Annotated in this window: 25 protein-coding genes; 8 read left to right on the top strand and 17 right to left on the bottom strand. The window is 74.4% G+C overall.

The features are described 5' to 3' along the window. Positions 1 to 112: 112 nt before the first annotated feature. On the bottom strand, positions 113 to 925 hold the full coding sequence (locus ACQPYX_RS11515; protein ID WP_433803044.1) for an HpcH/HpaI aldolase/citrate lyase family protein: 813 nt from the start codon (positions 923 to 925) through the stop codon (positions 113 to 115). Positions 926 to 1003: 78 nt separating this feature from the next. Between ACQPYX_RS11515 and ACQPYX_RS11510 the strand changes: the two genes are divergently transcribed. After that, positions 1004 to 1816, top strand: coding sequence for a FadR/GntR family transcriptional regulator (locus ACQPYX_RS11510; RefSeq protein WP_433803043.1), 813 nt, complete (start codon positions 1004 to 1006; stop codon positions 1814 to 1816). 68 nt (positions 1817 to 1884) lie between these two features. Here the strand turns inward: ACQPYX_RS11510 and ACQPYX_RS11505 are convergent, their stop codons facing one another. Then, the gene (locus ACQPYX_RS11505) at positions 1885 to 2625 is read right to left on the bottom strand and encodes a Type 1 glutamine amidotransferase-like domain-containing protein (RefSeq protein WP_433803042.1); all 741 of its coding nucleotides are present in this window, start codon (positions 2623 to 2625) and stop codon (positions 1885 to 1887) included. A gap of 64 nt (positions 2626 to 2689) precedes the next feature. Continuing rightward, entirely contained in the window at positions 2690 to 3415 is a 726-nt protein-coding gene (locus ACQPYX_RS11500) for a DUF4383 domain-containing protein (RefSeq protein WP_433803041.1), read from the bottom strand. A gap of 141 nt (positions 3416 to 3556) precedes the next feature. Here ACQPYX_RS11500 and ACQPYX_RS11495 point away from each other — a divergent pair, with 141 nt between their 5' ends. Next, positions 3557 to 4477, top strand: coding sequence for an NAD(P)H-binding protein (locus ACQPYX_RS11495; RefSeq protein ID WP_433803040.1), 921 nt, complete (start codon positions 3557 to 3559; stop codon positions 4475 to 4477). Positions 4478 to 4580: 103 nt separating this feature from the next. On the opposite strand, the gene ACQPYX_RS11490 is transcribed toward ACQPYX_RS11495, so the two are convergent. Next, on the bottom strand, positions 4581 to 5840 hold the full coding sequence (locus ACQPYX_RS11490; protein WP_433803039.1) for a hypothetical protein: 1260 nt from the start codon (positions 5838 to 5840) through the stop codon (positions 4581 to 4583). Between the two features lie 106 nt (positions 5841 to 5946). On the opposite strand from ACQPYX_RS11490, the gene ACQPYX_RS11485 reads away from it, so the two are divergent. Genes ACQPYX_RS11485 through ACQPYX_RS11475 form a run of 3 tightly spaced genes read left to right on the top strand, consistent with a single transcriptional unit; the run spans position 5947 to position 7546 of the window. Further along, positions 5947 to 6315: a hypothetical protein gene (locus ACQPYX_RS11485; RefSeq protein WP_433803038.1), complete on the top strand. Its 369-nt coding sequence runs from the start codon at positions 5947 to 5949 to the stop codon at positions 6313 to 6315. A 44-nt stretch (positions 6316 to 6359) separates the two neighbouring features. Continuing rightward, positions 6360 to 6683 carry a putative quinol monooxygenase gene (locus ACQPYX_RS11480; RefSeq protein ID WP_433803037.1) on the top strand — a complete coding sequence of 108 codons (324 nt, stop codon included), beginning with the start codon at positions 6360 to 6362 and terminating at the stop codon, positions 6681 to 6683. Positions 6684 to 6712: 29 nt separating this feature from the next. After that, a complete protein-coding gene (locus tag ACQPYX_RS11475; protein WP_433803036.1) occupies positions 6713 to 7546 on the top strand; it encodes an NAD(P)-dependent oxidoreductase in 834 nt (277 codons plus the stop codon). Here ACQPYX_RS11475 and ACQPYX_RS11470 read toward each other — a convergent pair. Beyond that, positions 7512 to 8063, bottom strand: a complete 552-nt coding sequence (locus ACQPYX_RS11470) for an NADPH-dependent FMN reductase (RefSeq protein ID WP_433803035.1) — start codon at positions 8061 to 8063, stop codon at positions 7512 to 7514. The two genes, ACQPYX_RS11475 and ACQPYX_RS11470, sit on opposite strands and share 35 nt — an antisense overlap. 39 nt (positions 8064 to 8102) lie before the next feature. Here ACQPYX_RS11470 and ACQPYX_RS11465 point away from each other — a divergent pair, with 39 nt between their 5' ends. Further along, the gene (locus ACQPYX_RS11465) at positions 8103 to 8276 is read left to right on the top strand and encodes a hypothetical protein (RefSeq protein WP_433803034.1); all 174 of its coding nucleotides are present in this window, start codon (positions 8103 to 8105) and stop codon (positions 8274 to 8276) included. A gap of 7 nt (positions 8277 to 8283) precedes the next feature. On the opposite strand, the gene ACQPYX_RS11460 is transcribed toward ACQPYX_RS11465, so the two are convergent. Genes ACQPYX_RS11460 through ACQPYX_RS11450 form a run of 3 tightly spaced genes read right to left on the bottom strand, consistent with a single transcriptional unit; the run spans position 8284 to position 11112 of the window. Then, positions 8284 to 8889: a TetR/AcrR family transcriptional regulator gene (locus tag ACQPYX_RS11460; RefSeq protein WP_433803033.1), complete on the bottom strand. Its 606-nt coding sequence runs from the start codon at positions 8887 to 8889 to the stop codon at positions 8284 to 8286. Then, on the bottom strand, positions 8882 to 10465 hold the full coding sequence (locus tag ACQPYX_RS11455) for a class I adenylate-forming enzyme family protein (protein ID WP_433803032.1): 1584 nt from the start codon (positions 10463 to 10465) through the stop codon (positions 8882 to 8884). The genes ACQPYX_RS11460 and ACQPYX_RS11455 overlap by 8 nt, the downstream gene beginning before the upstream one ends. After that, positions 10462 to 11112 carry a nitroreductase family protein gene (locus ACQPYX_RS11450; protein WP_433803031.1) on the bottom strand — a complete coding sequence of 217 codons (651 nt, stop codon included), beginning with the start codon at positions 11110 to 11112 and terminating at the stop codon, positions 10462 to 10464. Before ACQPYX_RS11450 ends, ACQPYX_RS11455 begins: the two co-directional genes overlap by 4 nt. A gap of 132 nt (positions 11113 to 11244) precedes the next feature. Here ACQPYX_RS11450 and ACQPYX_RS11445 point away from each other — a divergent pair, with 132 nt between their 5' ends. Further along, positions 11245 to 13131, top strand: a complete 1887-nt coding sequence (locus ACQPYX_RS11445; protein ID WP_433803030.1) for a flavin-containing monooxygenase — start codon at positions 11245 to 11247, stop codon at positions 13129 to 13131. 18 nt (positions 13132 to 13149) lie between these two features. Here ACQPYX_RS11445 and ACQPYX_RS11440 read toward each other — a convergent pair whose 3' ends face one another. From ACQPYX_RS11440 to ACQPYX_RS11405, 8 genes are all read right to left on the bottom strand, one after another. After that, entirely contained in the window at positions 13150 to 14664 is a 1515-nt protein-coding gene (locus ACQPYX_RS11440) for a sodium:solute symporter family protein (RefSeq protein WP_433803029.1), read from the bottom strand. Then, positions 14661 to 14924 carry a hypothetical protein gene (locus tag ACQPYX_RS11435; protein ID WP_433803028.1) on the bottom strand — a complete coding sequence of 88 codons (264 nt, stop codon included), beginning with the start codon at positions 14922 to 14924 and terminating at the stop codon, positions 14661 to 14663. Before ACQPYX_RS11435 ends, ACQPYX_RS11440 begins: the two co-directional genes overlap by 4 nt. Positions 14925 to 15028: 104 nt before the next feature. Continuing rightward, entirely contained in the window at positions 15029 to 16390 is a 1362-nt protein-coding gene (locus ACQPYX_RS11430; RefSeq protein WP_433803027.1) for a carotenoid oxygenase family protein, read from the bottom strand. A gap of 251 nt (positions 16391 to 16641) precedes the next feature. Then, a complete protein-coding gene (locus tag ACQPYX_RS11425) occupies positions 16642 to 16833 on the bottom strand; it encodes a hypothetical protein (RefSeq protein WP_433803026.1) in 192 nt (63 codons plus the stop codon). Between the two features lie 23 nt (positions 16834 to 16856). Further along, complete coding sequence (locus ACQPYX_RS11420; RefSeq protein WP_433803025.1) at positions 16857 to 18437, bottom strand: hypothetical protein; 1581 nt, start codon at positions 18435 to 18437, stop codon at positions 16857 to 16859. A gap of 191 nt (positions 18438 to 18628) precedes the next feature. Further along, complete coding sequence (locus tag ACQPYX_RS11415; protein ID WP_433803024.1) at positions 18629 to 19363, bottom strand: hypothetical protein; 735 nt, start codon at positions 19361 to 19363, stop codon at positions 18629 to 18631. A gap of 66 nt (positions 19364 to 19429) precedes the next feature. Next, positions 19430 to 20086 (bottom strand): class I SAM-dependent methyltransferase, encoded by a 657-nt coding sequence (locus ACQPYX_RS11410; RefSeq protein WP_433803023.1) that lies wholly within the window; start codon positions 20084 to 20086, stop codon positions 19430 to 19432. Positions 20087 to 20123: 37 nt separating this feature from the next. Then, the gene (locus ACQPYX_RS11405) at positions 20124 to 20645 is read right to left on the bottom strand and encodes a hypothetical protein (protein ID WP_433803022.1); all 522 of its coding nucleotides are present in this window, start codon (positions 20643 to 20645) and stop codon (positions 20124 to 20126) included. A gap of 125 nt (positions 20646 to 20770) precedes the next feature. Between ACQPYX_RS11405 and ACQPYX_RS11400 the strand changes: the two genes are divergently transcribed. Then, positions 20771 to 21304: a hypothetical protein gene (locus ACQPYX_RS11400; RefSeq protein ID WP_433803021.1), complete on the top strand. Its 534-nt coding sequence runs from the start codon at positions 20771 to 20773 to the stop codon at positions 21302 to 21304. 24 nt (positions 21305 to 21328) lie between these two features. Here the strand turns inward: ACQPYX_RS11400 and ACQPYX_RS11395 are convergent, their stop codons facing one another. Continuing rightward, positions 21329 to 22477: a plasmid pRiA4b ORF-3 family protein gene (locus tag ACQPYX_RS11395; protein WP_433803020.1), complete on the bottom strand. Its 1149-nt coding sequence runs from the start codon at positions 22475 to 22477 to the stop codon at positions 21329 to 21331. Between the last annotated feature and the right edge of the window lie 5 nt (positions 22478 to 22482).

Here is a 22482-nt window from a genome sequence, read left to right as displayed (position 1 = left end):
GGCACTCCCCTCGTGCGGGCCTCCCCGACGGCGGCCCGTCCCGACCCGGCCGGCTACCGGCTGTAGCCCGGGTCACACCGACCGTAAAAGTCCGATGTATTCGACGCAAGGCTCATCGGGGGTCGGGCTCCCCCGCCCGCGCCAGGATCGCCCGGGCCCGGTCCACCACCGGCCGGTCGACCATCGCCCCGTCCACCACCGCCACGCCCCCGCCGGCGGCGGCCTCGACCACGGCGTGGGCCCACCGCACCGTGTCCTCGTCGGGGCGCAGCGCGCGGTCCGCGGGGCCGATCTGCGCGGGGTGGATGCAGAGCTTCGCGGTGAAGCCGCGGGAGAGCGCGTGGCGGCAGTCCGCCACGAGGAGCTCCTCGTCGCGGACCGCCGTGGTGACGCCGTCGACCGGGCCGGGCAGCCCGGCGGCCCGCGAGGCGAGCGCGAGCACCGCACGGGCGTGCGCCATCGCGTCGCGGTCGGCGTGGTCGGTGCCCAGCTCGCTCGCGAGGTCCACGCTGCCGAAGGCCAGGCGCACCACGTTCGGGCTGCTCGCGACCTCGGCGGCGGCCAGCAGCCCCGCCGCGGTCTCCACGAGCGCGAGGACCTCGACCCCGGCCTCGGCCAGCGCCGCAGGCCACGGCAGGCCGGCCTTCGGGAGCATCACGACGACGTCCCGCCCGGCCACGGCGGCGAGGTCGTCGGCGAACCAGGGGGTGTCGGCGCCGTTGATCCGCACGACGACCGTGCCGGTCGCGGACCCGCCGTCCAACCACTGCCCCACCGCCCGGCGCGCCTCGTCCTTGCCGTCGGGGGCCACCGCGTCCTCGAGGTCCAGCACCACGACGTCGGCGCCGGCGGCCGCGGCCTTGTCGAAGCGGTCGGGCCGGGAGCCCGGGACGAACAGGAACGTGGTGGCAGCGGCGACCGACATGGCGGGGAGGCTCGATCGTCGGACGTTTGAGTGTCAAGCAGGCCGTCGCCGTTCCCACGGCGCGTAGGCTCACGCTTCGTGGCACCGACACGTCCGTCCTCGACCTCCCGTGCGGGCGCCGCCGCGGGCGACGGCGGGTCCTCCCGGGCCGTGCCCCCGGCGCGGCTGCGGGTGCAGCGCGTCCGGCCCGCCTACCGCCAGGTCGCCGACGAGCTGCGGGCCCAGATCGTCGGCGGCAGCCTCGGCGCCGGGGAGCGGCTGCCGAACGAGGCCGACCTGAGCCAGGCGTTCGGGGTCAGCCGCAGCACCGTCCGTGAGGCGCTGCGCGTGCTCGCGAGCCAGCACCTCATCGAGACCACCCGGGGCGTGCAGGGCGGCTCGTTCGTCCTGGCGCCCGACCCGGCGCGGGTCGTGGAGGACGTCGGAGGCGCGCTCGGCGTGCTCGTCATGACGCCGCAGCTGCGCCTGCACGACCTGCTGGAGGCCCGGCTCCTGCTCGAGCCCTCCGCCGCGCGGCTCGCGGCCCAGCGGGCCGACGCCGACACCGTCGAGGCCATCCGCACCGCCGCCGGGGCGCCGCGCGACGGGCGCGACCCGAGCGGCTTCGTCGGCCACCTCGACTTCCACACCACCGTGCTCATGGCCACCGGCAACCTGATGATCACGATGATGGGCCAGCCGGTGAACGACGTGCTGCGCACCCGCCTGCGCCGCGTCGGCGTCGAGACCCAGGAGTGGGACCGCGTGGACGAGTGGCACCGGGTGATCGCCGACCACATCGCCGCGGGCGACGGCGCCGCCGCCGAGGAGGCGATGCGCGACCACCTCGTCGCGCTGCGCTCGCTCTACGAGCGCGACGGGCTCTGGACCGACGAGCCGGCGGGCCACTGACGCCGTCCCGATCCGAGCGAACGGCACTCTCGCGCACATAGATGCTGCGAGAGTGCCGCTCGATCACCTCACGGCCGGTCGGGCAGCCGCCGGAACGGCAGCTCGGTCTCCGTGGCCCCGCCGTCCCCGTCGGCCTCGACGCGGTAGGCCCGGGCGCCGTCGCGCTCGGTGAGGACCTCGACGAGCTCGGTGCCGCGGTAGAGCAGCCCGGCGCCGTCGTCGGTGGCGTGCGCGGTGGGCAGGATGCCCTCGGCGACGAGCCGGCGCAGGGTCGGTCGCCGCTCGGGCTCGGAGTCGTGGTGGACGCCGTTGGCGTACGGCAGCAGACCGAGCCCGTTGATCACCGGCTGCAGGGCCGGCCCGAACGAGTCGGTGGTGCCGCCGGTGTGCCAGCAGATCGAGCCCGCGGAGACGCCGGTCAGCACCACCCCGGCCTCCCACGCCTCGCGCAGCACCGTGTCGAGCCCGTGCAGCCGCCACAGCGCGAGCAGCCCGGCGACGCTGCCGCCCCACACCCAGATCACGTCCTGGGCGAGCAGGTGCGCGCGCAGGTCGTCGACGTTGGGCATCGGCAGCAGGGCCACGTGACTCGCCGCCCAGCCCAGCCGCCACGCGTTGTCGTAGAAGGTCATGACCAGCCGCGGGTCGTCGCCCACCGCGGTCGGCACCAGGCACACCCGCGGCGCCCGGCCCGTCACGCCCGCCAGCTCGACGGCGTGGTGGGCGAGCGGGGCGGGCTGCCAGTCGATGCGGTCGGCGCGGCGCAGGCCGCCGGAGGTGGCGAGGATGGTCGGGCCGTCGGCGGACATGATCGCGACGGTAGACCCGCCCCGCCCGTCGTCGGGAAGGAATCTCCCGACGACGGGTGCGGGGTCACCGCGCGGAGGCCATCCAGGCCGCCCGGCGCTGCTCGTGCGTGGTGCACCCCTCGAGCGCGGCGAGGCGCTCGGCGCCCGCCGCGTCGAGCGCCCCGGCGGCCTGGGCCCGGTAGGCCTCCGCGAGCTCGCGGTCGGCGCGGGCCTCGGCGACCGAGAGCGGCCGCGGCTGGTGGTCCTCCGGCAGCGTCGAGAGCGTCGAGTCGCTGGCGAAGCGGTCGACGACGCCGCGGGCGAGCCGGTCGGACCCGGCCAGGTAGGGGTTGTCCGGCGGCAGGTGCGCGGTCACGCGGCCGTAGCTGCCGACGACCAGCAGCACCAGGCCGGCGCCGATCGAGAAGAAGACGTTGGGCAGCCGGAACGCGAGCAGGTTGTACGGCGTCGCGAGCACGGCGAGCCCGACGAAGGCCGCCACCAGGAACGCGGCGCCCACGACGATCATCACGGTCGACGCGGGGCGGCCTCCACGGATCGCCGCGAGGACGAGGATCAGGGCGGTGACCACCGAGACCGTCGACAGCAGGCCGTTCGTGGACAGGCCGAGCAGCGGGACGCCGCGGGTCTCGAAGGCGGTCAGACCGCCGACGTAGCCGAGGATGCCGAACACTGCGATCACGGCGGCGACGAACAGGGCGCCGACCCGGTGGACGAGCAGGACGCGGCGGGCGGACGGGCCGGGGGCGTCCGCGGGAGCAGTGGTGGGGTGCGAACGGGCGAGGGTCATGACGGCCTCCTTGGTGAAGCGCGTCGAGCAGTCGTGGGCAACGGGATCGGACGCACGGGCATTGCCGCGATCCGGGGAGCTCACCCCTCCCCGATCCCGTGATCCCGCTCGCGAGGTTTGACCGCCGGGTAGCCCACCACCATGCGACTGTTGATCGCGGGCGCGTCGGGGTTCGTCGGGCACCGCCTGTGCGAGGTCCTCACCGACGCCGGCCACGCCGTGTCCGCCATGACCCGTCGCCCCGAGCGTTACACGGGGTGCGGCGAGCCGGTGCGCGGGGACGTGCACGACCCGGACTCCCTGCCCGGGGCGCTCGCGGGCCACGACGTGGCCTACTACCTCGTGCACTCGCTCGACCGGGCCGACTTCGTGCGGGCCGACGCCGACGGCGCCCGGGCGTTCGGACGCGCCGCCGCGGCGGCCGGGGTGCGGCGGATCGTCTACCTCGGCGGGCTGGGCGACGACCGCGACGACCTGTCCGACCACCTGCGCAGCCGCCGCGAGGTGGAGACCCACCTCGGCGAGGCCGGCGTCCCGGTGACCACGATCCGGGCGGGGATCATCGTCGGGCACGGCGGGATCTCGTGGGAGATGACCCGGCAGCTGGTGTCGCACCTGCCGGCGATGGTCTGCCCGCAGTGGGTCTACACGCGCACGCAGCCGATCGCGATCGACGACGTGGTGCGCTACCTGACGGCCGTCCTCGACACCGACGCGACGACCGGGCGGGCGTTCGACGTCGGCGGCCCGGACGTGCTCGTCTACGCCGACATGCTGCAGCGTGCCGCCGCGGTCATGGGTCGGCGCCGGCTCGTCATCGTGCCGGTCCCCCTGCTCACCCCGTCGTTGTCCTCGCGCTGGCTCTCCCTGGTCACCGACGTCGACACCGCCACCGGTCGCTCGCTGATCGACTCGATGTCGAACGAGGTCGTGGTGCGCGACGACGCGATCCGCCGGCTCGTCCCGTTCGAGCCGATGCCCTACGACGAGGCTGTGCGCCGCGCGCTGGACGACCGCGCCGCCGACTCCGTCCCGGTGCCGCGACGGGCCGCCGCGGCCTGACCGAAAGGTTTGGCACAACCGGGTAAGACCCGTTATGGTCCCGCGGCGGGCGGAGGCTCCAGCAGCGCGGGCCTCCTCCCCTCACGCCCCTGGGAGGTGCGGCTCAGCGCCGGGTCGCGTCGAGTCGCTCGAGGAACATCCCGGCGAACTCCGCGACCCCCGCCGAGCCCACCTGTCGGCGCAGCGACCGCCAGGTGAGGGTCAGCCCGTCGTCGTGACCGACCACGCCGAGCGTCACCGCCATCCGCGGTGACAGGTTCGGCGGGCTGAACCGGACCTGGAGCACCTCGCCCGCGTCCCCCATCGGCCCGAGCGTCGCGGGTCCGAGGTTCGACAGGATCGTCGTCTCCACGAACCGGCCCTCCACCAGCGGCAACAGGGTCGGCGACACCCGCTTCAGCCCGCGGGGCAGCACGAGCGCCGAGAGCACGTCGACGATCCAGCCCTCGGTGCCGCGCTCCTTGACCGCGCGGGTCTGCGCCGCGACCGCGGCGACCGTCGCGACGGGGTCGGCGAGCTCCCGGGTCGGTACGACGACCGCCACGTAGCTCGCGAGGTTCGCGACCACGTCCGCGTCCCCGTCGCCGCGCAGGTCGACCGGCACCATCACCGACACGCTGCGCCCGACCCGCCCGCCGTGCCGCTCGTTCCACGCGAGGACCGTGCGCAGGTGGGCGGCGAGCAGGAGGTCGTTGAGGGTCGCGCCGTCCGGCTTCGACTCCCGCAGGGCGGAGACGACCGCGGGCTCCAGACGACGGGTCACGAGGGCGTGGCGGGGACCGGCCTCTCCCCCGTCCCCGACGATCCGGGTCAGTGCGGCCCGACCCCACGCGTCGGAGGCGATCTTGGCCGCGCGCGCCGTGACGTCGCGCAGGCCCCGGGCCCCGGCCAGCCGCCGGAGGTCGCGCGCCCCCTCGACCCGGTCGTCGGGAAGGTCCCGCCCGGCGTAGGCGTCGACGACCGACGCCAGGAACCGCAGCGCGCCGCGGCCGTCGATCGCCGCGTGGTGGACACGGACGGCGAGCACGTCGCCGTCGTCGTCCCGTGCGACGACGACGGTGACCGCGCGGTCGTCGGGCAGCCGCGACTGCAGGACCTCCCGCGCCGACGCGGCGTCGTCGACCACCTCCACCGCGAGCGGCGCGTCGAGGACCCATCGGGCGCGCAGCGACCACGGCCGTTCCGGGGCGGGCCGGGCGCGGGCCATCGGATGGGCGTCGGCGGCGACGGCGAGGGCCGCCGCGAGGCGGGCCGTGTCGACGTGACCCGCGAGCCGGAGCTCGAGGTGGACGGAGAGCACCGAGACCGCCCGGAGGTCGAGGAACGCCTCGTCGAGCGGGGTCGCGGGGAGGATGCGCGGCACGGCGCGGAGTGCCCGCCCGCGGCGCCCGTCACCCGTCGTCGGGGGGATCGTCCGACCGGGTGACTAGACTCCGGCGGTCGCGTTCGTGATCACCCCCGGAGGACCCGTGTCCCGTCCCCTCGCGGTGTGGGTCGCCGTCGTGCTGATCGCCGCGACCGCCGTGCTGCGGGTGGTCGGCCTGTTCGTGCTGGGCGGGTTCGGCCTGCTGCCGATCATGGGGCTGGTCGCGCTGGTGGTCTCGATCATGGTCGCCGGCGCGCTGTTCCGGGGACTGCGGGGCACGGCCGACATCGCGATCGTGGTGCTCGTCCTCGCCGGGGTGCAGGCGGTCCTGACGGCCACCGAGCCGGAGCCGGTGGTGCGCACGCTCGGGATCGTCGAGGCGGTGCTGTCCGTCGTCACGATCGTCGTGCTGCTGCTGCCGCCGGTGCGGGCGTGGGCCGGTCGCCGGGTCGTGACCCCGGCCGGTCGCTGAACACCCCGGATTCCCTCGAGCCCGCTACGGTGGCGCCCCATCGGATGTCGCCCCACGAGAAGCCGGAGTCGTCGATGTCGCTGCAGGTCGTCGCCCTGATCACCGCCAAGCCCGGCTCGGAGGAGGTCGTGGGCCAGGCTCTCGCCGAGCTCGTCACGGCCACGCGGGGCGAGGAGGGCTGCCTGTCCTACGAGCTGAACCGCTCGGGTGCCGACGGCACCGTCTTCGTCACGGTCGAGCAGTGGCGCGACCAGGCCGACCTCGACGCCCACATGCAGACCCCGCACGTCGCCCAGGCCTTCGCCGTCGCCGGCGAGCACCTCGCCGCGCCGCCCGCCATCCACCCGCTCCTGCCGGTCGGGAGCTGATTCCCGACGACGGTGGGAGGCTCGGCTCCATGCGCATCGCGGTGATCGGGCTCGGCGGGATGGGCAGTGCCCTGGCCGAGCGGCTGCTCGACGAGGGCCACGAGCTCGAGGTGTGGAACCGGTCGCCGGGCCGCGCGGAGCTCTTCGACGACCGCGCCGGCATCCTCGCCGACCCCGACGCGGCGACGGCCGACGCCGTGGTCGTCTCGGTGGCCGACGACGACAGCCTGCTCCAGGTGGCGCTGCCGGACGGCGCGGCGCGATCGGCGTGGGCGGGCATGCTCGTCGTGAACGCCTCCACCGTCGCCCCGGCCACGCAGACCACCCTCGCCGCCGCGTACGGCGGACGGTTCGTCGCCGCCCCGATCCTCGGCGCGCCGCACGCGGTGCGCAGCGGGCAGGCGCGCTGGCTGGTCGGCGGGCCCGCGTCCGCCCGCTCGACCCTCGCCCCGCTCTGGGCGGCGTTCGCCACCACCACCGACGCCGGGGAGGACCCGGCCCGCGCGTCGGTGGTGAAGCTGCTGTCGAACCAGATGCTGCTGGTCGGGGTCGCGATGGTCGCCGAGACCGTGCGCCTCGGCCGCGCCGCGGGACTCGAGGACGACGCGATCACCGACCTGCTCCGTGACTCCCCGATGCTCGCGCCGGGGTTGGCCAACCGGATCGACGGCCTCGTCGACCCGGACCACGCCGGCTGGTTCACCGGCCCGCTCGCGGCGAAGGACCTCACGCACGCGCTCGGGTTGGGCGGCGCGGAGTCCCCGGTCACGACGGCGGCCCGCGACGCCTACCTCGAGGTGGCCGCCGAGGGGTGGGCGGACGCGGACGTCACCGCGCTGGTGGAGCTGGGTCGACGGCGCTGACCAACCCGTCCAGCGCGGTCGCGATCTCGGCCCGCACGTGTGGGTCGGCGATCAGGCCGTCGTCGCCGACCTGCGAGCGCACGAGCGGGACCCGTCGGCAGGCCGCGTCGACGACCCGGGCCCCGACGTAGCCCAGCACCGTGGCGAGCTCCGCGTGCGCAGCGGCGCCGCCGGTCGGTGCCGCGACCCCGGCGGCGTTGATCCATCCCACCGGGAGCCCGGGCATCTCGGCGCCACCGACGGTCCAGTCGAGCAGGTTCTTGAACGCCCCCGGGAGCGCGCCGGCGTACTCGGGGGTGCAGATCAGCAGGGCGTCGGCCGCCGCCAGGGCCGCTCGGAGCTCGGCGACGGTGGGCGGGAGCGGCTCGATGTCGTCGTCCGGGTTGAACGCGGGCAGCGCCGCGAGCCCGTCGTAGTGCCGCGTCCCATCCGGGTCCATCGCGGCCGCCGTGCGGACGAGAGCCGTGTTGGTCGACCCCGCCCGGGTGCTCCCCGAGATCAGCAGCACCGTCGCCACGGCGACCAGCGTAGGACCGGACCGCGATACGGTTCCGCCGTGGAGACCGACGAGATCGCAGCGGCCCTCGCGGGCGACCCTGCGCTCGTCGGGGTGGAGCTGGTCGATCTCCGGCGGGCGTCCGCTCTGCTGCGCTTCCGCGCCGCACGCGATGGTCTGTCACTGATCGAGACCCGGCCGGAGTTCCTCGGGGTCCTCCGCGACCGCGCCTGATCCTGCCTCAGCTCCGGCGTCCCAGGAGCCCGTCGACCAGCATCGCCACGTACACGTCCGCCACGACGTCCGGGGACCGCGGACCGACGGGGTCCAGCCACCGCGCCGTGCCGTTGAGGGCGTCGAGCAGCGCCAGCGCGGCGAGGCCGGGGTCGTCGACCGCGAACTCCCCCGACCGCACGCCTGCCGCGACCGTGTCCCGGACCCGCCGCTGGTAGTGCCGGCGGTGCTCCTCGACCTCGGCGCGGTGCTCGGGGGTCAGCGCCGCCAGCTCCTGGAGCCCGACGAGGAACTCGACCCGCCGCCGGACCAGGTGGTGCAGGTGCGCGCGGACGAGCGCGGCCAGCCGCGTGCCGGGGGTGCCGGCGTCGTCGAGCAGGGGCAGGGTCTCGGCCACCGGCTCGGCGGTGACCCGGCGGCAGATCGCCGCCAGAATCTCCTCCTTGGACCGGTAGTGGTGGTAGAGCGAGGCGCCGCGGATGCCGAGCTCGTCGGCGATGTGGCGGGTGCCGACGGCGTGGTAGCCCTCGCGGGCGAACAGCGCCGCCGCCGCGTCGACGATCTGCTCGGGGGTGACGCGGCGGCGCCCGGCCAGCTCGACCGGGTCAGACATCGACCCGCCGCAGCTCGCGCTTGAGCACCTTGCCCTGGCCGTCGACCGGGAACTCCTCGACGACGTGCACCGCCTTCGGGGTCTTGTACGACGCCAGGCGCTCGCGGCAGTACGCCACCAGGTCCTCCGGCGCCACCGGCGAGCGCACGATGACGAAGGCGGTCACGGCCTCCGACCAGTACTCGTCGGGCCGCCCCACGACCGCGGCGCGCAGCACCTCGGGGTGCGTGTGCAGGACCCGCTCGACCTCCTGCGACGACACGTTGAACCCACCCGACTTGATCATGTCGCGGGCACGGTCGGCGAAGAACAGGTTGCCGGACCCGTCGGCGCGGACGATGTCGCCGGTGCGCAGCCACCCGTCGTCGGTGAACACCTCGGCGGTCCGCTCGGGCTCGCGGAAGTAGCCCAGCATCACCGAGGGCGAGCGGCACCAGAGCTCGCCGGTCTCCCCCGGCGCGGCGTCGACGCCGTCCGGCCGGACGATGCGGGTCTCCAGGTGCGTGACGGGCGTGCCGATCCACGACGGGTCGGCGTCCGGGATGTCCTCGAGCCGCGAGAACCAGCCCACGGAGCCCAGCTGCGAGAGCTCCGACTGGCCCCAGTAGGTCCCCCAGACCACGCCCTCCGCGGCGTCGGCCCACGCGTCCACCGCGGCCGGCGAGACCTGCCCTCCGTAGGTCATCGCGCGGCGCACCGAGCCGACGCTCGCCGGCCCGAAGTCCGGGTGGCGGGCCAGCGCGAGGTAGAAGGTCGGGGTCTGCGCGACGACGGTGATCCGCTCGGACGCGATCAGGTCCAGGGCGCGGGCCGGGTCGAGGGCGTCGGGCAGCACGAGGGTCGCGCCCATCATCGTCAGGGTGGTCATCGACCCGAGCCCGGCGATGGTGAAGAACGGCATGGCGAAGAACCACGTGTCGTCCGGCCCGGTCCGCAGCCCCCAGCTCCACGCCGGCGCGGTGGAGATCAGGTAGTTCCGGTGCGGGATCATCACGCCCTTCGGCGTGGACTCCGTGCCGGAGGTGTACACGAGCATCGCGAGGTCGTGCTCGTCGACGTCGACGTCCGGCTCGTGGTCCGGGCCGGCCAGGACCTCGGCCAGGGGCGTCCACCCCTCGGCGCCGTCCCCGAGCACGATCCGCCCGAGCACGTCGGTGGTGATCGGGGTGAGCAGGTCGACGTACTCCGGACCCGCGATCACGACGGCGGGGCCGGCGTGGTCGAGCTGGCCCGCGACCTCGTCGCGACCGTGCAGCACGTTCACCCCGGTGAACGCCGCGCCGGCCTTCAGGGCGCCGTAGTACACCGCGACGACGTCGGCGGAGTTGCGGGCCATGACCGCGACCCGGTCGCCGCGCCGCACGCCGAGCGCAAGCAGGTGGTGCGCGACGGCGTTCGCGCGCCGGTCGAGCTCGCCGTAGGTGGTCTCGCGCCGCGACCCGCCCTCGTGGGAGACGAGCGCGACCCGGCCGCCCTGGGTGCGCGCGTGCCGGCGGAGCTGGTCGCCGATCGTCGCCCGGCCGACCGGGCGCCGGTGGACCGCCGGCAGCTCGCGGACGTCGGCCGCTGCACTCACGCGGGTGCCCCGGCGAACAGCGGGCGGCCGAACGTCTCGTCGAAGGTGATCTGCTCGACGGGGGTGCGGGAGAGCTTCGTCGGGAAGCTCCTCGCCGGGTAGCCGACGGCGACGTGGGCGGCGGTGATGTGGTCGTCGGGGACGGACAGCAGCTCCCGGACCTGCGGCTCGACGGCGCACAGCAGCGTCGTGACCGCGGTGGCGACGCCCTGGGCGCGCAGCGCGAGGCAGAGGTTCTGCATCGTCGGGTAGATCGACGCGCCGCCGACGACGGACAGGCGGCCGAGTTCGGTGTCGGTCGGGTGCAGCCCGGAGGTCTCGGCGCAGAGCACGAGGATCGCGGGGACCTGCGCGAGGTGGCGGGCGAAGTGGTCGGCGTCGAGCACGGTCTTCGGCAGCGCGTTGGCCTGCACGGTGCCCTCGCCGATCCCGGCGAAGTAGGCCTCCCACATCGGCAGGTAGAGGTCCGCGAGGGCCTGCTTGCGGGCGGGATCGCGCACGACGATCCACTTCACGGGCTGCCGGTTGCCGCCCTGCGGCCCGAAGCGGGCGGCGTCGATCGCCGCGTGCAGCACCTCGTCGGGCACCGGGTCCTCGCGGAAGTACCGGCACGTCCCGGTGGTGCGCATCGCCAGGTCCAGCTCCATCGCCGGTTCTCCTATCAGCGGGTAGGCCAGAGGATCGACACTGTGCTGTGGCTCCGACCACACGTCAAGCACTGACCTGCTCGGATCTCGGGCTTGCGTGACGACGCCCTACCCGCCGTAAGGTCCGGGGTCGTGACCACCGCCGCTCCGACCGATCTGCGCCGCGCGCTCGGGGCGGCGAACGTCCCCTGCCTGACGATGTGTCTGGTCCAGCTGACCGGCGACCTGCGCTGGCTCGAGGCGCCCTACGCCCCGACCCGGGCCCGCGGGATGGACGACCACGACACGGGCGGACTTCCCGACGACGTCCAGGACGAGATCCGGGACGCGGCCGCCCCCGCCGTCGAGGCGTGGCGGGCCGGGACACCGGTGGCGATCCCGGCGCCCCGCGGCGACCTGCTGCTGCGGATGCTGCGGACGTTCACCGGCGAGCCGGTCGGTGACGAGTTCGAGCCGATGATGGCCGAGACGCTCGGGGTCGCCGCCCCGGAGCCGACGCCCCGCCCGACCGTGCCGCCCGGCACCGACGCCCTGGTGATCGGCGCGGGGGTCGGTGGGCTGCTCGCCGTCGCGACCCTGCGCGAGATGGGCGTCCCCGTGACCGTGCTGGAGCGGAACACCGAGGTCGCGGGCACGTGGTGGGAGAACCGCTACCCCGGCGCGGGCGTCGACACCCCGAGCCACCTGTACTCCTACTCGTTCCGCCCGCACCCGTGGTCGACCGCGTTCGGCCGTCGCGACGAGGTGTTCGACTACCTGCGCGACTACGCCGACTCGGCCGACCTGCGCCGCTCGATCGAGTTCGGCACCGAGGTGGAGGCCGCCCGCTGGGACGAGGCGACGTCGCGCTGGGAGGTGACGACCCGCCGCGCCGACGGGACCCGTGCGACCCGGTCCGCGTCGCTGCTGGTCTCGGCCGTCGGCCAGCTCAACCGGCCGACGATGCCCGACCTGCCGGGCCTCGACAGCTTCGACGGGCCGCTCTTCCACTCCGCCCGCTGGCCCGACGACCTCGACCTGTCCGGCCGCCGGGTCGCGGTCGTCGGGACGGGCGCGAGTGCGATGCAGATCGTGCCGCGGATCGCCGGCGTGGCGGACACCGTGACCGTGTTCCAGCGCTCGCCGCAGTGGATCGCGCCGCACTCCGGCTACTTCGACGCGATCGGACCGGACAAGCAGCAGGTCCTCGCCGAGGTGCCGTTCTACGCCGGCTGGTACCGCGCGCGGCTCGCGTGGACGTTCAACGACAAGGTGCACCCCGCCCTCGTCGTCGATCCCGACTGGGAGCACCCCGAGCGGTCGGTCAACGCCGCCAACGACGGGCACCGCCGGCACTTCACGCGGTACCTGGAGGCCGAGCTGGAGGGCCGCCCCGACCTCGTCGCGAAGGCGCTCCCCCACTACCCGCCGTTCGGGAAGCGGATGCTGCTCGACAACGGCTGGTTCGCCGCGCTGCGCCGGGACGACGTCGAGCTCGTGACGGAGGCCGTGGCGGAGGTGCTGCCGCACGGGCTGCGGACGACGTCGGGCGCGGAGTACCCGGCCGACGTCGTGATCATGGCGACCGGGTTCGCCGCGCACGAGTTCCTGGCGGGCGTGGACGTGCGAGGACCCCGCGGCGCTCTGGCGCGGGTGTGGGGTCCCGACGACGCACGGGCGTACCTGGGCGTCACCGTGCCCGGGTTCCCGAACCTGTTCCTGCTGTCCGGCCCGAACACCGCACTCGGGCACGGCGGCTCGCAGATCACGATCATCGAGCTGCAGATGCGCTACGTCGCCCGGCTGGTCGCGGGCCTGCTCGACGCCGGCGGTACTGCTCTCGAGGTCCGCGAGGACGTGGCGGCCGCGTACGACGCGGAGGTCGACGCCGCGCACGCCGGGATGATCTGGACCCACCCCGGCATGACGAACTGGTACCGCAACGCCGCCGGCCGCGTGGTCAACACGCTGCCCTGGCGGATCGTCGACTACCGCGCCCGCCTCGAGGCGTCGGGAATGGGCGACTTCGAGACCCGCTAGGTCTCCACTCGAGGTCGGTCAGCCCGTCGCCGACGACGGGGCCGCCACCGGGTCCGTGTCGACGACCTCGCCGGGCTCGTCCCGCGAGCCGACGAGCAGCGATCCCACCACGCAGATCGCGACGTTGACCGCGAGCCCGATCAGTCCGCCCGGTACGCCACCGATGGTGGACAGGTCGGCGTAGGTGAGTGCGCCGGCGAGGACCGCTCCGGACAGCATCCCCCAGAACGCCGGCGCCGCCGCCATGCGTCGCCAGTACAGGCCCAGCACGAACACGGGCGCGAGCTGAACGATCAGCTCGAACTTGAGCACGAAGATCTGGTAGAGCGTGCCGGGCGGGTTCCAGGCGATCAGCAGCAGCACCCCGACCGCGACGACGCTCGCGATCTTGCCGACGAGGACCTGCTTCGACTCGGGGAGGTCGGGCTTGAGGTAGCGCCCGACGAGGTCGCGGGAGACCACCGAGGAGAACGCCAGCAGGGCCGAGTCCGCCGTCGAGACGATCGCGGCCACGACCCCGCCGAAGAGCAGGATCATCATGGCGTAGAAGAACAGGTTGATCCCGGCGACCTCGTTGGCGATCAGGCCGACGAGCTGCTCGGACTCGTCCTCGGAGAGCGTCGGGAAGAGCTGGGTCCCGACGATGCCCACGACGAAGACGATGCCGGTGGTCAGCAGCGGCATCCACGCCATGATCGCCAGGGAGCGCTTGAGGGTGCGCTCGCTGCGGGCGGCGTAGATGCGCTGGATGGCGTGCGGGTAGACCGCGGCGCCGAGGCCGATGAGCACGATCATCGAGAGCCAGTTGACCGCGTCCTCCCCCGACGGTACCGCGACCTTCGACGGGTCACTCGCCGCGAGGGACTCCACGGTGCCGCCGAGGTCGCCGCCGACCAGTGACAGCGCCCCGAAGAGCAGGACCGCGACCCCGATGAGCAGCGCGATCCCCTGCATGACATCGGTGTACGCGACGGCGCGCATCCCGCCCGACCACGAGTACACGAGCATGACCAGGACGAACGCGATGACGCCGATCTCGTAGGGCACGGTGGCGCCGGTGAGTCCGGCGATGCCCTGGCCCATGGCGACGAGCTGCTCGAGCAGGTAGTTGGCGAGCCCCCACAGCATCAGGATCGCGGTGAGCACGACGAGCTTCCCCGACCCGAAGCGGTGCCGGATCCAGTCGGTGGGGGTGATGAAGCCTTCGCGCTTCGCCAGCACGTAGAGCCGCGGGGCGAACAGCAGGTAGGCCGCGATCACGGCGACCATGAACGGCACGGACTGCCACCACGTGAAGCCCTCGCGGTAGGCCTGCGGCGCGTACCCGACGATCGAGTTCCCGCTGTACTGCGTGGCGTAGAGGGTGAAGAACAGGGCGACGAAGCCGAGCCCGCCGCCGGAGAGGTAGTAGCTCTTCGCGGACTTGTCCGACCCGCCGCCGCGGCCCGCGACGTAGCCGATCGCGAGCATGAGGACGGCGTAGAGGCCGAGGATCAGCACACCACTGACGCCGGAGAAGCTCAGCCCGGTCACCGCTTCGCCTCCGCCCCGGTCGCGGCGGCCTCTTCCTCGGGCTCGACGAGGTTCCACGCCCGCAGGCAGGCCCAGCAGGTCAGTGCGGAGAAGGCCAGCGTGGCGGCGACGCTGATCCACAACCAGTACGGCACGCCACCGATCAACGGCAGCAGGGAGCCGGTGGGCAGGTACAGCGGGACGCCGACGACGATCACCACGGCCATCGTCACCCACAGCCAGCGCAGGCGGATCGGTTCGCGTCGTACGTCGTGCGGCATCGGGCGGCTCCGTCGTCGGTGTCGTGCGGTGACCGAGGGCGCGACCACGACACACGAACGTCAACGGGACCACAAGGGGCGAAACCGACGAACCGTCCGGCTTCTCAGGCCGGGATCCAGCTCCCGTGGAACCCGGCCGGCACGCCGCGGGGCAGGGTGACCGCGGCGACGGTGCGGGTGACGTCTCCTGCGTCGAGCACGAGCAGGCGGGACGCCGAGCCGTCGCGGCGGGTCGTGATCGTGAGCAGCCAGCCGTCGTCCTCGGCGCGGTCGGGGGCGGCGGAGGGCACGAACACGGCCTCGCCGGCGGAGACGTCGTCGCCCGGGTCGTGGGTGGTGGTGACCCCGGTGTCGAGGTCCAGCTTCACCACGGAATCGCTGCGCCGCCCCGACGCGACCGCGTACCGGTACCGCGCGGTCCGGCCGACGCGGTCGTCGTCGAGCGTGGGCATCTCGAGCGGACGGTCGTCGAGCGGGGTCTCGGTGACAGCGCCGGTGGTGAGGTCGAGCGTCCAGCGGTGGTAGCGGGCGACGCCGAGCGCGACGGCCTCGGACGCCGGGTCGCGCTGCGGCCGCTTGCGCCGCTTCGAGGGGAACAGCGCCGCAGCGTCCGCCCCGGAGTACCGAGCGGCGTCGAGCTCGATCCGCCCCGACCGGTCGTCGGGAACGAAGCGGGCCGTGCCGACGTGGAAGACGTAGCAGGGGTCGATCTCGAACCAGCGGACGGGAGCGACCGGGTCGGTCAGCGACATGACGCCCAGGCGCGCGCCGTAGCGCTCCTCCCAGCCGAACGGCATGCCGGAGACGACCATCCGGCGCCAGGCGAAGGTCATGGGCAGGTCGAGGAAGATCGCGTGGCGGTCGGTGATGGCGAGGTCGTGCATCATCGTCGGCCGGTCGACCGTGACCGGACGGCTCTCGACGAGCTCGCCCGTCGCGGAGAGCCGGTGGTAGGTCAGGTACGGCGGGAACGGCGAGTAGCCGTGGAAGTGCATCTCGCCGGTGACCGGGTCGGTCTTCGGGTGCGCGCACATCGCGGTCGTCAGGCGGCCGCCGAAGTCCTGCGGACCCACCGTGGCCAGGTCCTCGTCGACCTCGTACGGGAACCCCTGCTCGACGAGCGCGAGCAGCTTCCCGGCCTGCGGCACGATGTGGGTGTTGGCCGGGACGGCGGTGAGGTCGGGACCGCGCAGCCCGAGGAACGGCTTGCCCTCGAGCGCGCGGGTGCGCACCCACCGGTTGCGGTACCACTCGGCCCGGCCGTTCCGCAGCCGCAGGCCGTGCAGCATCCCGTGGCCGCGGAACCAGTGCCCGGGGTCGTCGCCGGGCAGCGGGTTGGGGCCGTTGCGGATGTACCGCCCGTCGAGCTCCGGCGGGATCGCGCCCTCGACCGGGAGGTCGACGGCGTCGATCTCGTCGGGGACCGGGGTGTAGCGGTCGCGCGTCGGGGGCGCTTCGGCGGTCATCGTCCCCGAGTGTGCGCCGTCGGGGCGGTGGGCGCCGGTTCCAGTGCAAGCAATGCGTCACTGCGTGCATCCAGTGCCAGGAAATCCGGCACCGTCGGGACGGGGTCGCGCGAGTGTGTCGATCTGCGCCACCGCTGACGCACATCGCCGCACTCGCGCTCGAAACAGCTAGGCAGTCGATCACGCCGAGCGCGACATCCGGGACCGTCGCACTCGGCATGATCATTCGATGAGCTGTCAGACCGCCCGGATCACGCCCGCCGGGTCCGCTCGTCCACCACCCGACGGGCCTTGAACGTCGTCTCCGGCAGCACGCCCGGATCCAGCAGGACGACCGGCACGCGGATCTGCAGGACCCGCCGCAGCGCCGCCTCGACCCGCTCGGTCAGCGCCGCCCGGTCCGACCCGACCGCGGCGGGGCCAGTCCCGTCGATGGGCAGCAACGGCACATCTCTGACGTCGACCGTCAGGACGACGCCACTCGCACATCGGCCGGCGCCGACTCCCCCGCCCGACGGGGCGCCGGCACTGCCGCCCACTGCGCGTCGCGGGTCCGCAGCGCGGCCTGCCGGGCCGCGCGGAGCCGGCGTTGCGGGTCGAGCGCCCGCGACTGCCCCGGCCGGTCGGACCGGACGGCGCGCAGGTGCACCCACTCCGGCCGCCCGGCGTCGAGCACCTCGTCGACGAGCCCGCGCTCGACGTCGAGCTCCACCGACGCCGCGGACCAGGCGGGGCCACGCAGGTCGGGGGCAGCGCCGTCGAGGACGATCCGGGTGAGGTCGAGGTCGCCCGACGACCGCGCCAGCGCGGCCCGCGCCAGCACGAGGGCCTCGCGCCAGGGGCGGGGGTCGGAGTCGGCGAGGTGGTCGTCGAGGTCGTCGGCCGCGTCCTGCGCCTCCTGCGTCCGCCCGAGGCGGGCGAGCACCGGGATCACGACGATCCGGGCGCGGGTCCCGCGCTCGCGGTCGGCCGTCGTGGCCGCGGCCGCCCGGAGCCACCGGACCGCGGCCTCGTCGTCACCGTCCTCCCGGGCCATCGTCGCGAGGGCGAGTGCGGCGCCCGCGGCGAGCTCGTCGTCGCCGTCGGCGGCCAGCTCGAACCGCCGGCGCGCCTCGATGCGGCCGTCCGTGTTGGCCTCGCTCAGGGCGAGACGCGCGAGCACGTCCTGCGTGGCGCGATCGGCGCCGTCGATCCCGGCGAGCAGGTCGTGCGCGGCGCGGCGTCGTCCGCACCGCAGCTCCGCGAGCCCGGCCGCCCGCCGCGACGCCCGCGCGTCCTCGGCGTCCCCGCGCGCGGCGACCGAGCGGTGCCACCGCGCCGCGGCCTCGTCGTGCCCGTACTGCTCGGCGGCCGCCGCGACCGCCCACGCGGTCTCGACCGGCACCTCGTCGGGATCGAGCCGCCCCAGCAGCACCGCCCCGACGCCGGCGTCCCCGCGCGCCACCGCGACCCGGCCGGGGATCAGCAGTCGGGCGGCGTCCCCGGCGTCGCGCAGCCGTCGCGCGAACGCGGTCGTGACCGGCCACCCGGCGGGGCTCTCCGCGAGGTCGACGACGGCGGGGTCGGGCGCGAGGTGCGGCTGCCCGTCCCGCTCGACCCGGTGGACCAGTCCGGCGTCGATCGCCGCGGGCAGCTGGTCGGCGTGGTCGGTCAGCAGCGCCAGCTCGGTCTCGTCCAGGGCGTTCCCGACGGCGAGCCGGTGCCGGTCGGTCACGGCGGTCACCACCGCGCGGACCGCGTCCGGGACCTCGCAGGCGTCGTCCGGAAGGGCGTCGACCAGGAGGAACGGCAGGTCGGGCACCGGGCCGAGGACCGCGTCGAGGACGGCGGGGCGGGCCCCGATCAGCCCCTGCGGCGGCAGGGCTTCGAGCTCGGCGGGCGTGGCGTCGAGGAGCACGACGAGGTCGTCGCCGTGCCGATCCCCCGCCGCGACCAGCGCCGCGCGGACCGCGACCACCGAGGGACCGGTGACCAGCACCCGGCCGCACTCGGCGAGGGCGGTGTCGATCTCCTGCTGCGTGACCGCGTCGTCATCGTTCCGCGTCATGCTCGGTATGTCCGCCGGGGGTCGCCCGGTGTTGCACCGCGCGGCAGCTGCTCACCCGTCCGAGCCGTGTGGTTAGCCCGGTCGGCCCAGCGATCAGGGCGTCGGCAGCCACTCCCCGACCTTGGACAGGACGTGCAGGTCGGAGAGGCCCCGGAGCCGCGCGAGCACGACGCCGTCGTCGGGCACGACCGTCACGACGGGTACAACCGGCGCACCGTCGAGACCACCGAGCCGGCGCGGGCCACCTCGAACTGACACCGCGTCCCGTCCGCCGACGAGACGATCACGACCGCCATCCGCGCGTTCCGCGGACTCGTCCCCCGTCGCACCGCGAGGCCGTCGGCGGCGAGCACGCGGATCGTCGGGCCGGGGCGGGTCGCGTCGTCGCGCCGGTCCGCCGCGAACACCAGGTCGTCGTCGAACGCGAGCAGCGAGCCGCGCGCGGCCCCGTCGGCGTGGATCAGCGTCGGCCGCCCGAGCCCCGGATCGAGCAGCACGACCTCGCGGCGCCATCGCGGCGTCTCCGGCGCCCGCTCGCTGAGCACGAGGTACTCGCTGTCGCGCTCGGGCGGCACGCGGCCGGCCCACAGCACGTCCTGGACCTCGGACGACCCGTCGCCGCTGGTCCGTTCGCGCCACCATCGCGGCCCCCACCACGGCGGCTCCGAGAGCAGCACGAGCCACGACCCGACCGCCGCGAGCAGCCCGGCCAGCGTCACGAACCCCCCGAGCGGCGGGACGATCAGCGGCAGCGCCCCCAGCGTGACCAGGAACAGCCCCACGCCCGGGACCAGCGTGATGGGCGCCGACCGGGTCGGCTCCGGCGACACCCACCCGCGCCACGCCCCGCTCCAGGCCAGCGCGCCGACCCCTAGCAGCACGGCGCCCAGGACCAGCGCCACGAGGGAGATCGGGGACAGCACCACGGAACCGATTCCACCGGAATCGGTGCTCGGGCACACCCCTTCCCGACGACGGGTGTGCCCGGCTCGTCAGGACGGGCGGCGGTGCGCGGTCAGCAGGTGGGCGGGCATGACGAGGCGCCCCTGCTCGTCGCGCGGCGGCTCGGCGGCGAGGGGCAGCTCGAGGACGTGGATGGTGGAGTCGACGACCGATTCGACCGCCCACGCCCCCTCGACCGCCGTGGCGAGCTCGTCGGCGGTGACACAGTTCGGCGACATCTCGGGGGTGAACGGGGCGGAGACGTCGAAGGCGAGCACGAACAGCGCCGCACCGGGGCGGGCGGCCCGAGCGATCGAGGCGACGTAGCCCGGCCGCAGCTCCACCGGCAGCGAGTGGAAGAGCGTGCAGTCGACGACCGTGGCGAAGCGGCCGTCGTGCCTGGTGAACGCGGAGATGTCGGCGACCTCGAACGCGGCGTCCACCCCGGCCGCGGCCGCCGCCTCCCGGGCCTGCGCGATCGCCGTCGCCGACCGGTCGATCCCGACCGCCTCGACCCCCCGACGAGCCAGCTCGATCGTCGTCACCCCGACGCCGCACCCGGCGTCGAGCACCGGGCCGGCAACCCGCCCGCCGTCGATCAACGCCGCGATCGGCGGCTGCGGCACCCCGATGTTCCAGGGCACCGTGGCCGCCCCGTCGACGAGCGGGGTGCCGCGGTAGGTGGCGTCGAAGTCGGGCAGGCTCATGGTCAGAACCTCTCTGGGCGGCGAGTATCGGACGCGATCATGCTCCGCCCGGCAGCGCTCGCCGCGCCTCGGCGGGCAGGAACCCGACGACGTGCACGGCAGGCCGGCAGGCTTCGGCGGAGTCGCAGGCCGTCTGGACGCCATCGGCGATCTCGCCGCCGGTGAGCCAGCCGCTGCCCTCAGCCGCCTGACCGAGCGCGACGAGGGTCGACCCCGCGAGGTGCCGCTGCGCCCAGGTCGTGTCGTGGGCCCAGGACGAGGTCCCGACCACCTCGACCGTCCTCGTCCGCCGGTCCAGCAGCTGCACCAACCCTGCCGCCACGGGTTCGCGGTGCGGTCGGTGGCACCAGAGCACGACCAGCTCGGGCACCGCGCCGTCGAGCGCCGTGGCGACCCGATGGACGAACTCCGCGGGGTCGGTCCAGTCAGCTGCCACCCACCGCCCGGCCGGAGCTCGCCGTCGCGACGGGACCACCACGTCGCGCCCACGTCCGACGAACTCGTCCACGACCCGGGCGAGCATGCCCGTGCCGCCCACCACCAGCACCGGTCCGGTCACGGCTGGGAGCGCACCACATCCGCCGCGGGCGGGAGCTGCCGGCGGCACCGACGGGTGACCCCTGTTGAGGCCGCGCGTCGGACGGGACGACAGTGCACTCGGCAGCTCGCTCGGGGGGAGCAGCATTGACCGAGAACGATCCTGGGCCGCAGTACGGCCGCCACGCGGTTCCCGACGACGACCCGGCCACGACCGATCTGCTCGGCCTCCACCGGACCACCGCGAGGCGACCACGACGGTGGCGGTTCGCCCTGGTCGGCGCACTGGCGGTCGTCGTGCTCGGCCTCGCCGTCACCGCGGGGGTGGTGATCGACCGGCTGTCGGTGGACGCGCCGGCTCCCGTCGCGGCGGCACCGGCGAGCACACCAGCACCACCCCCGCCGCCGCAGACCTCCACTCCCCTGCCTACGTCGATGACGACACGCACGTCGCGGACGACCACGAAGCCCACCACGACCCGGGCGACCACGAAGGCCGACACCGGACCGGGCTGTGGCGGACGTGCTGTCGCGCGTGGCGTGTTCAACCCGGCCTGCGCGGAGTACCAGGGCTACCTCGACCCGGGACGAGCCGCCGGCCGACAGCCCTCGAGCGGCGACCTGCAGACCGAGTACGGCTGCGAGAAGGGCTACATCCCGAAGTCGGAGTGCCCGGGCTGATCGCGGGATGCCCTCCGGGTCTGCTCACCAGCTCCGGTAGTGCGGTTGCGTCGCAGCCGGTCCCTCGTTCGCGACGATCCGGCTCACCGTCGGCAGCAGCCACAGCGCGCCCGGTCCCGCGAGATATCGAGGATGGTCTTCGTCATCGACGATCAGGTCGAGGCCCCGGAGGACCGAGGAGAGATCGCCGAACGTCCACCTCAGGTCCGACGGCGTCATCGGTCGTCCCTCGATCTGCCACCGCGGCCCGAGGTCGTCGTGAATGCGTTCCGCGAGTTCGTCGGCGTCGATCGGGCCGTCCTGCACGATCCTGACGAGCGCCGCGGACGTGAGGACGGCCGTGAACCCGTCGTCGGGAGCGAACCACGAACGGAGCCGGCGAACGATCTCGAGGTCGTCCGCCGCCGCCTTCGTGGGCACGAGCGCGCCGTGCCGCATGCGGAGGAGCCCGCACTCGCGCAGGACCTCGCGTAGTGCGGCGAGCGGCCACAGGTCCTGCTCCATGCGGACGGGCTTTTCGTCGTAGGCCCAGGAGGGGCGGTGTTCCTGGACTGCGTGCAGCACTGAGCGGGGAAGGTGACCCGCCGGCGTCAGGGTGGTCCCGGAACCGAGAGCGTCCAAGGTGATCCGCACGCTCTCCGGGACCGCACCCAGGATCGGCCGGACGGCGAGGTCGCGCGACGCGAGATCGAAGCCCGGCAACTCGCCTCCGACCCACGCGACGGCGTTTCCGTGCTCGGGGTGATCGGGGTCCGCCAGGATCGCCTGCAGCCGTTCGAAGCCGTACGTCCCTCCGCAGTCCTCGAGCGGGCACCCGCCTCGCCCGTCGACGAGGCCTGGTTCCCCGCCCGCTCCGAGCACCTCGACGTCGTGCATCCAGCCGTCGCCGAAGTCGTACAGGTAGGTCCAGCGGGCGCCGAGCCCACGGAGCCTGAGACCTCCCTCGTCGACGGCGTCGTCGTCCTCCGGATCGGGTTGGTACCGGACGCCGTCTGCCTCGAACTCGTGCAGGTGGACGGCCACCCATCCCATCGCGGCCTGCAGGACCTGGTGCACCTCGGCCAACGTGGACGTCGCCGGGAGGTCGACGACCCGCTCCACCGGCGGGTCCACGTCGCGCAAGCTGACTCGGAGCCTCGTCGTCCGCACGAGGGCAGTCTCTCCGAGCCTCATCACCA

The organism is Actinomycetospora sp. CA-084318, assembly GCF_050955885.1.
Taxonomy (GTDB): domain Bacteria; phylum Actinomycetota; class Actinomycetes; order Mycobacteriales; family Pseudonocardiaceae; genus Actinomycetospora.
The sequence above is the reverse complement of the archived record's forward strand: the minus strand, read 5'-3'. Positions and strand labels throughout refer to the sequence as shown.

Bases quoted from the DNA above. Each gene is read 5' to 3' on its own strand.
- ACQPYX_RS11515 (WP_433803044.1), bottom strand. From the start codon at position 925: ATGTCGGTCGCCGCTGCCACCACGTTCCTGTTCGTCCCGGGCTCCCGG.
- ACQPYX_RS11505 (WP_433803042.1), bottom strand. From the start codon at position 2,625: ATGTCCGCCGACGGCCCGACCATCCTCGCCACCTCCGGCGGCCTGCGC.
- ACQPYX_RS11500 (WP_433803041.1), bottom strand. From the start codon at position 3,415: ATGACCCTCGCCCGTTCGCACCCCACCACTGCTCCCGCGGACGCCCCC.
- ACQPYX_RS11495 (WP_433803040.1), top strand. From the start codon at position 3,557: ATGCGACTGTTGATCGCGGGCGCGTCGGGGTTCGTCGGGCACCGCCTG.
- ACQPYX_RS11480 (WP_433803037.1), top strand. From the start codon at position 6,360: ATGTCGCCCCACGAGAAGCCGGAGTCGTCGATGTCGCTGCAGGTCGTC.
- ACQPYX_RS11475 (WP_433803036.1), top strand. From the start codon at position 6,713: ATGCGCATCGCGGTGATCGGGCTCGGCGGGATGGGCAGTGCCCTGGCC.
- ACQPYX_RS11460 (WP_433803033.1), bottom strand. From the start codon at position 8,889: ATGTCTGACCCGGTCGAGCTGGCCGGGCGCCGCCGCGTCACCCCCGAG.
- ACQPYX_RS11450 (WP_433803031.1), bottom strand. From the start codon at position 11,112: ATGGAGCTGGACCTGGCGATGCGCACCACCGGGACGTGCCGGTACTTC.
- ACQPYX_RS11435 (WP_433803028.1), bottom strand. From the start codon at position 14,924: ATGCCGCACGACGTACGACGCGAACCGATCCGCCTGCGCTGGCTGTGG.
- ACQPYX_RS11430 (WP_433803027.1), bottom strand. From the start codon at position 16,390: ATGACCGCCGAAGCGCCCCCGACGCGCGACCGCTACACCCCGGTCCCC.
- ACQPYX_RS11420 (WP_433803025.1), bottom strand. From the start codon at position 18,437: ATGACGCGGAACGATGACGACGCGGTCACGCAGCAGGAGATCGACACC.
- ACQPYX_RS11410 (WP_433803023.1), bottom strand. From the start codon at position 20,086: ATGAGCCTGCCCGACTTCGACGCCACCTACCGCGGCACCCCGCTCGTC.
- ACQPYX_RS11395 (WP_433803020.1), bottom strand. From the start codon at position 22,477: ATGAGGCTCGGAGAGACTGCCCTCGTGCGGACGACGAGGCTCCGAGTC.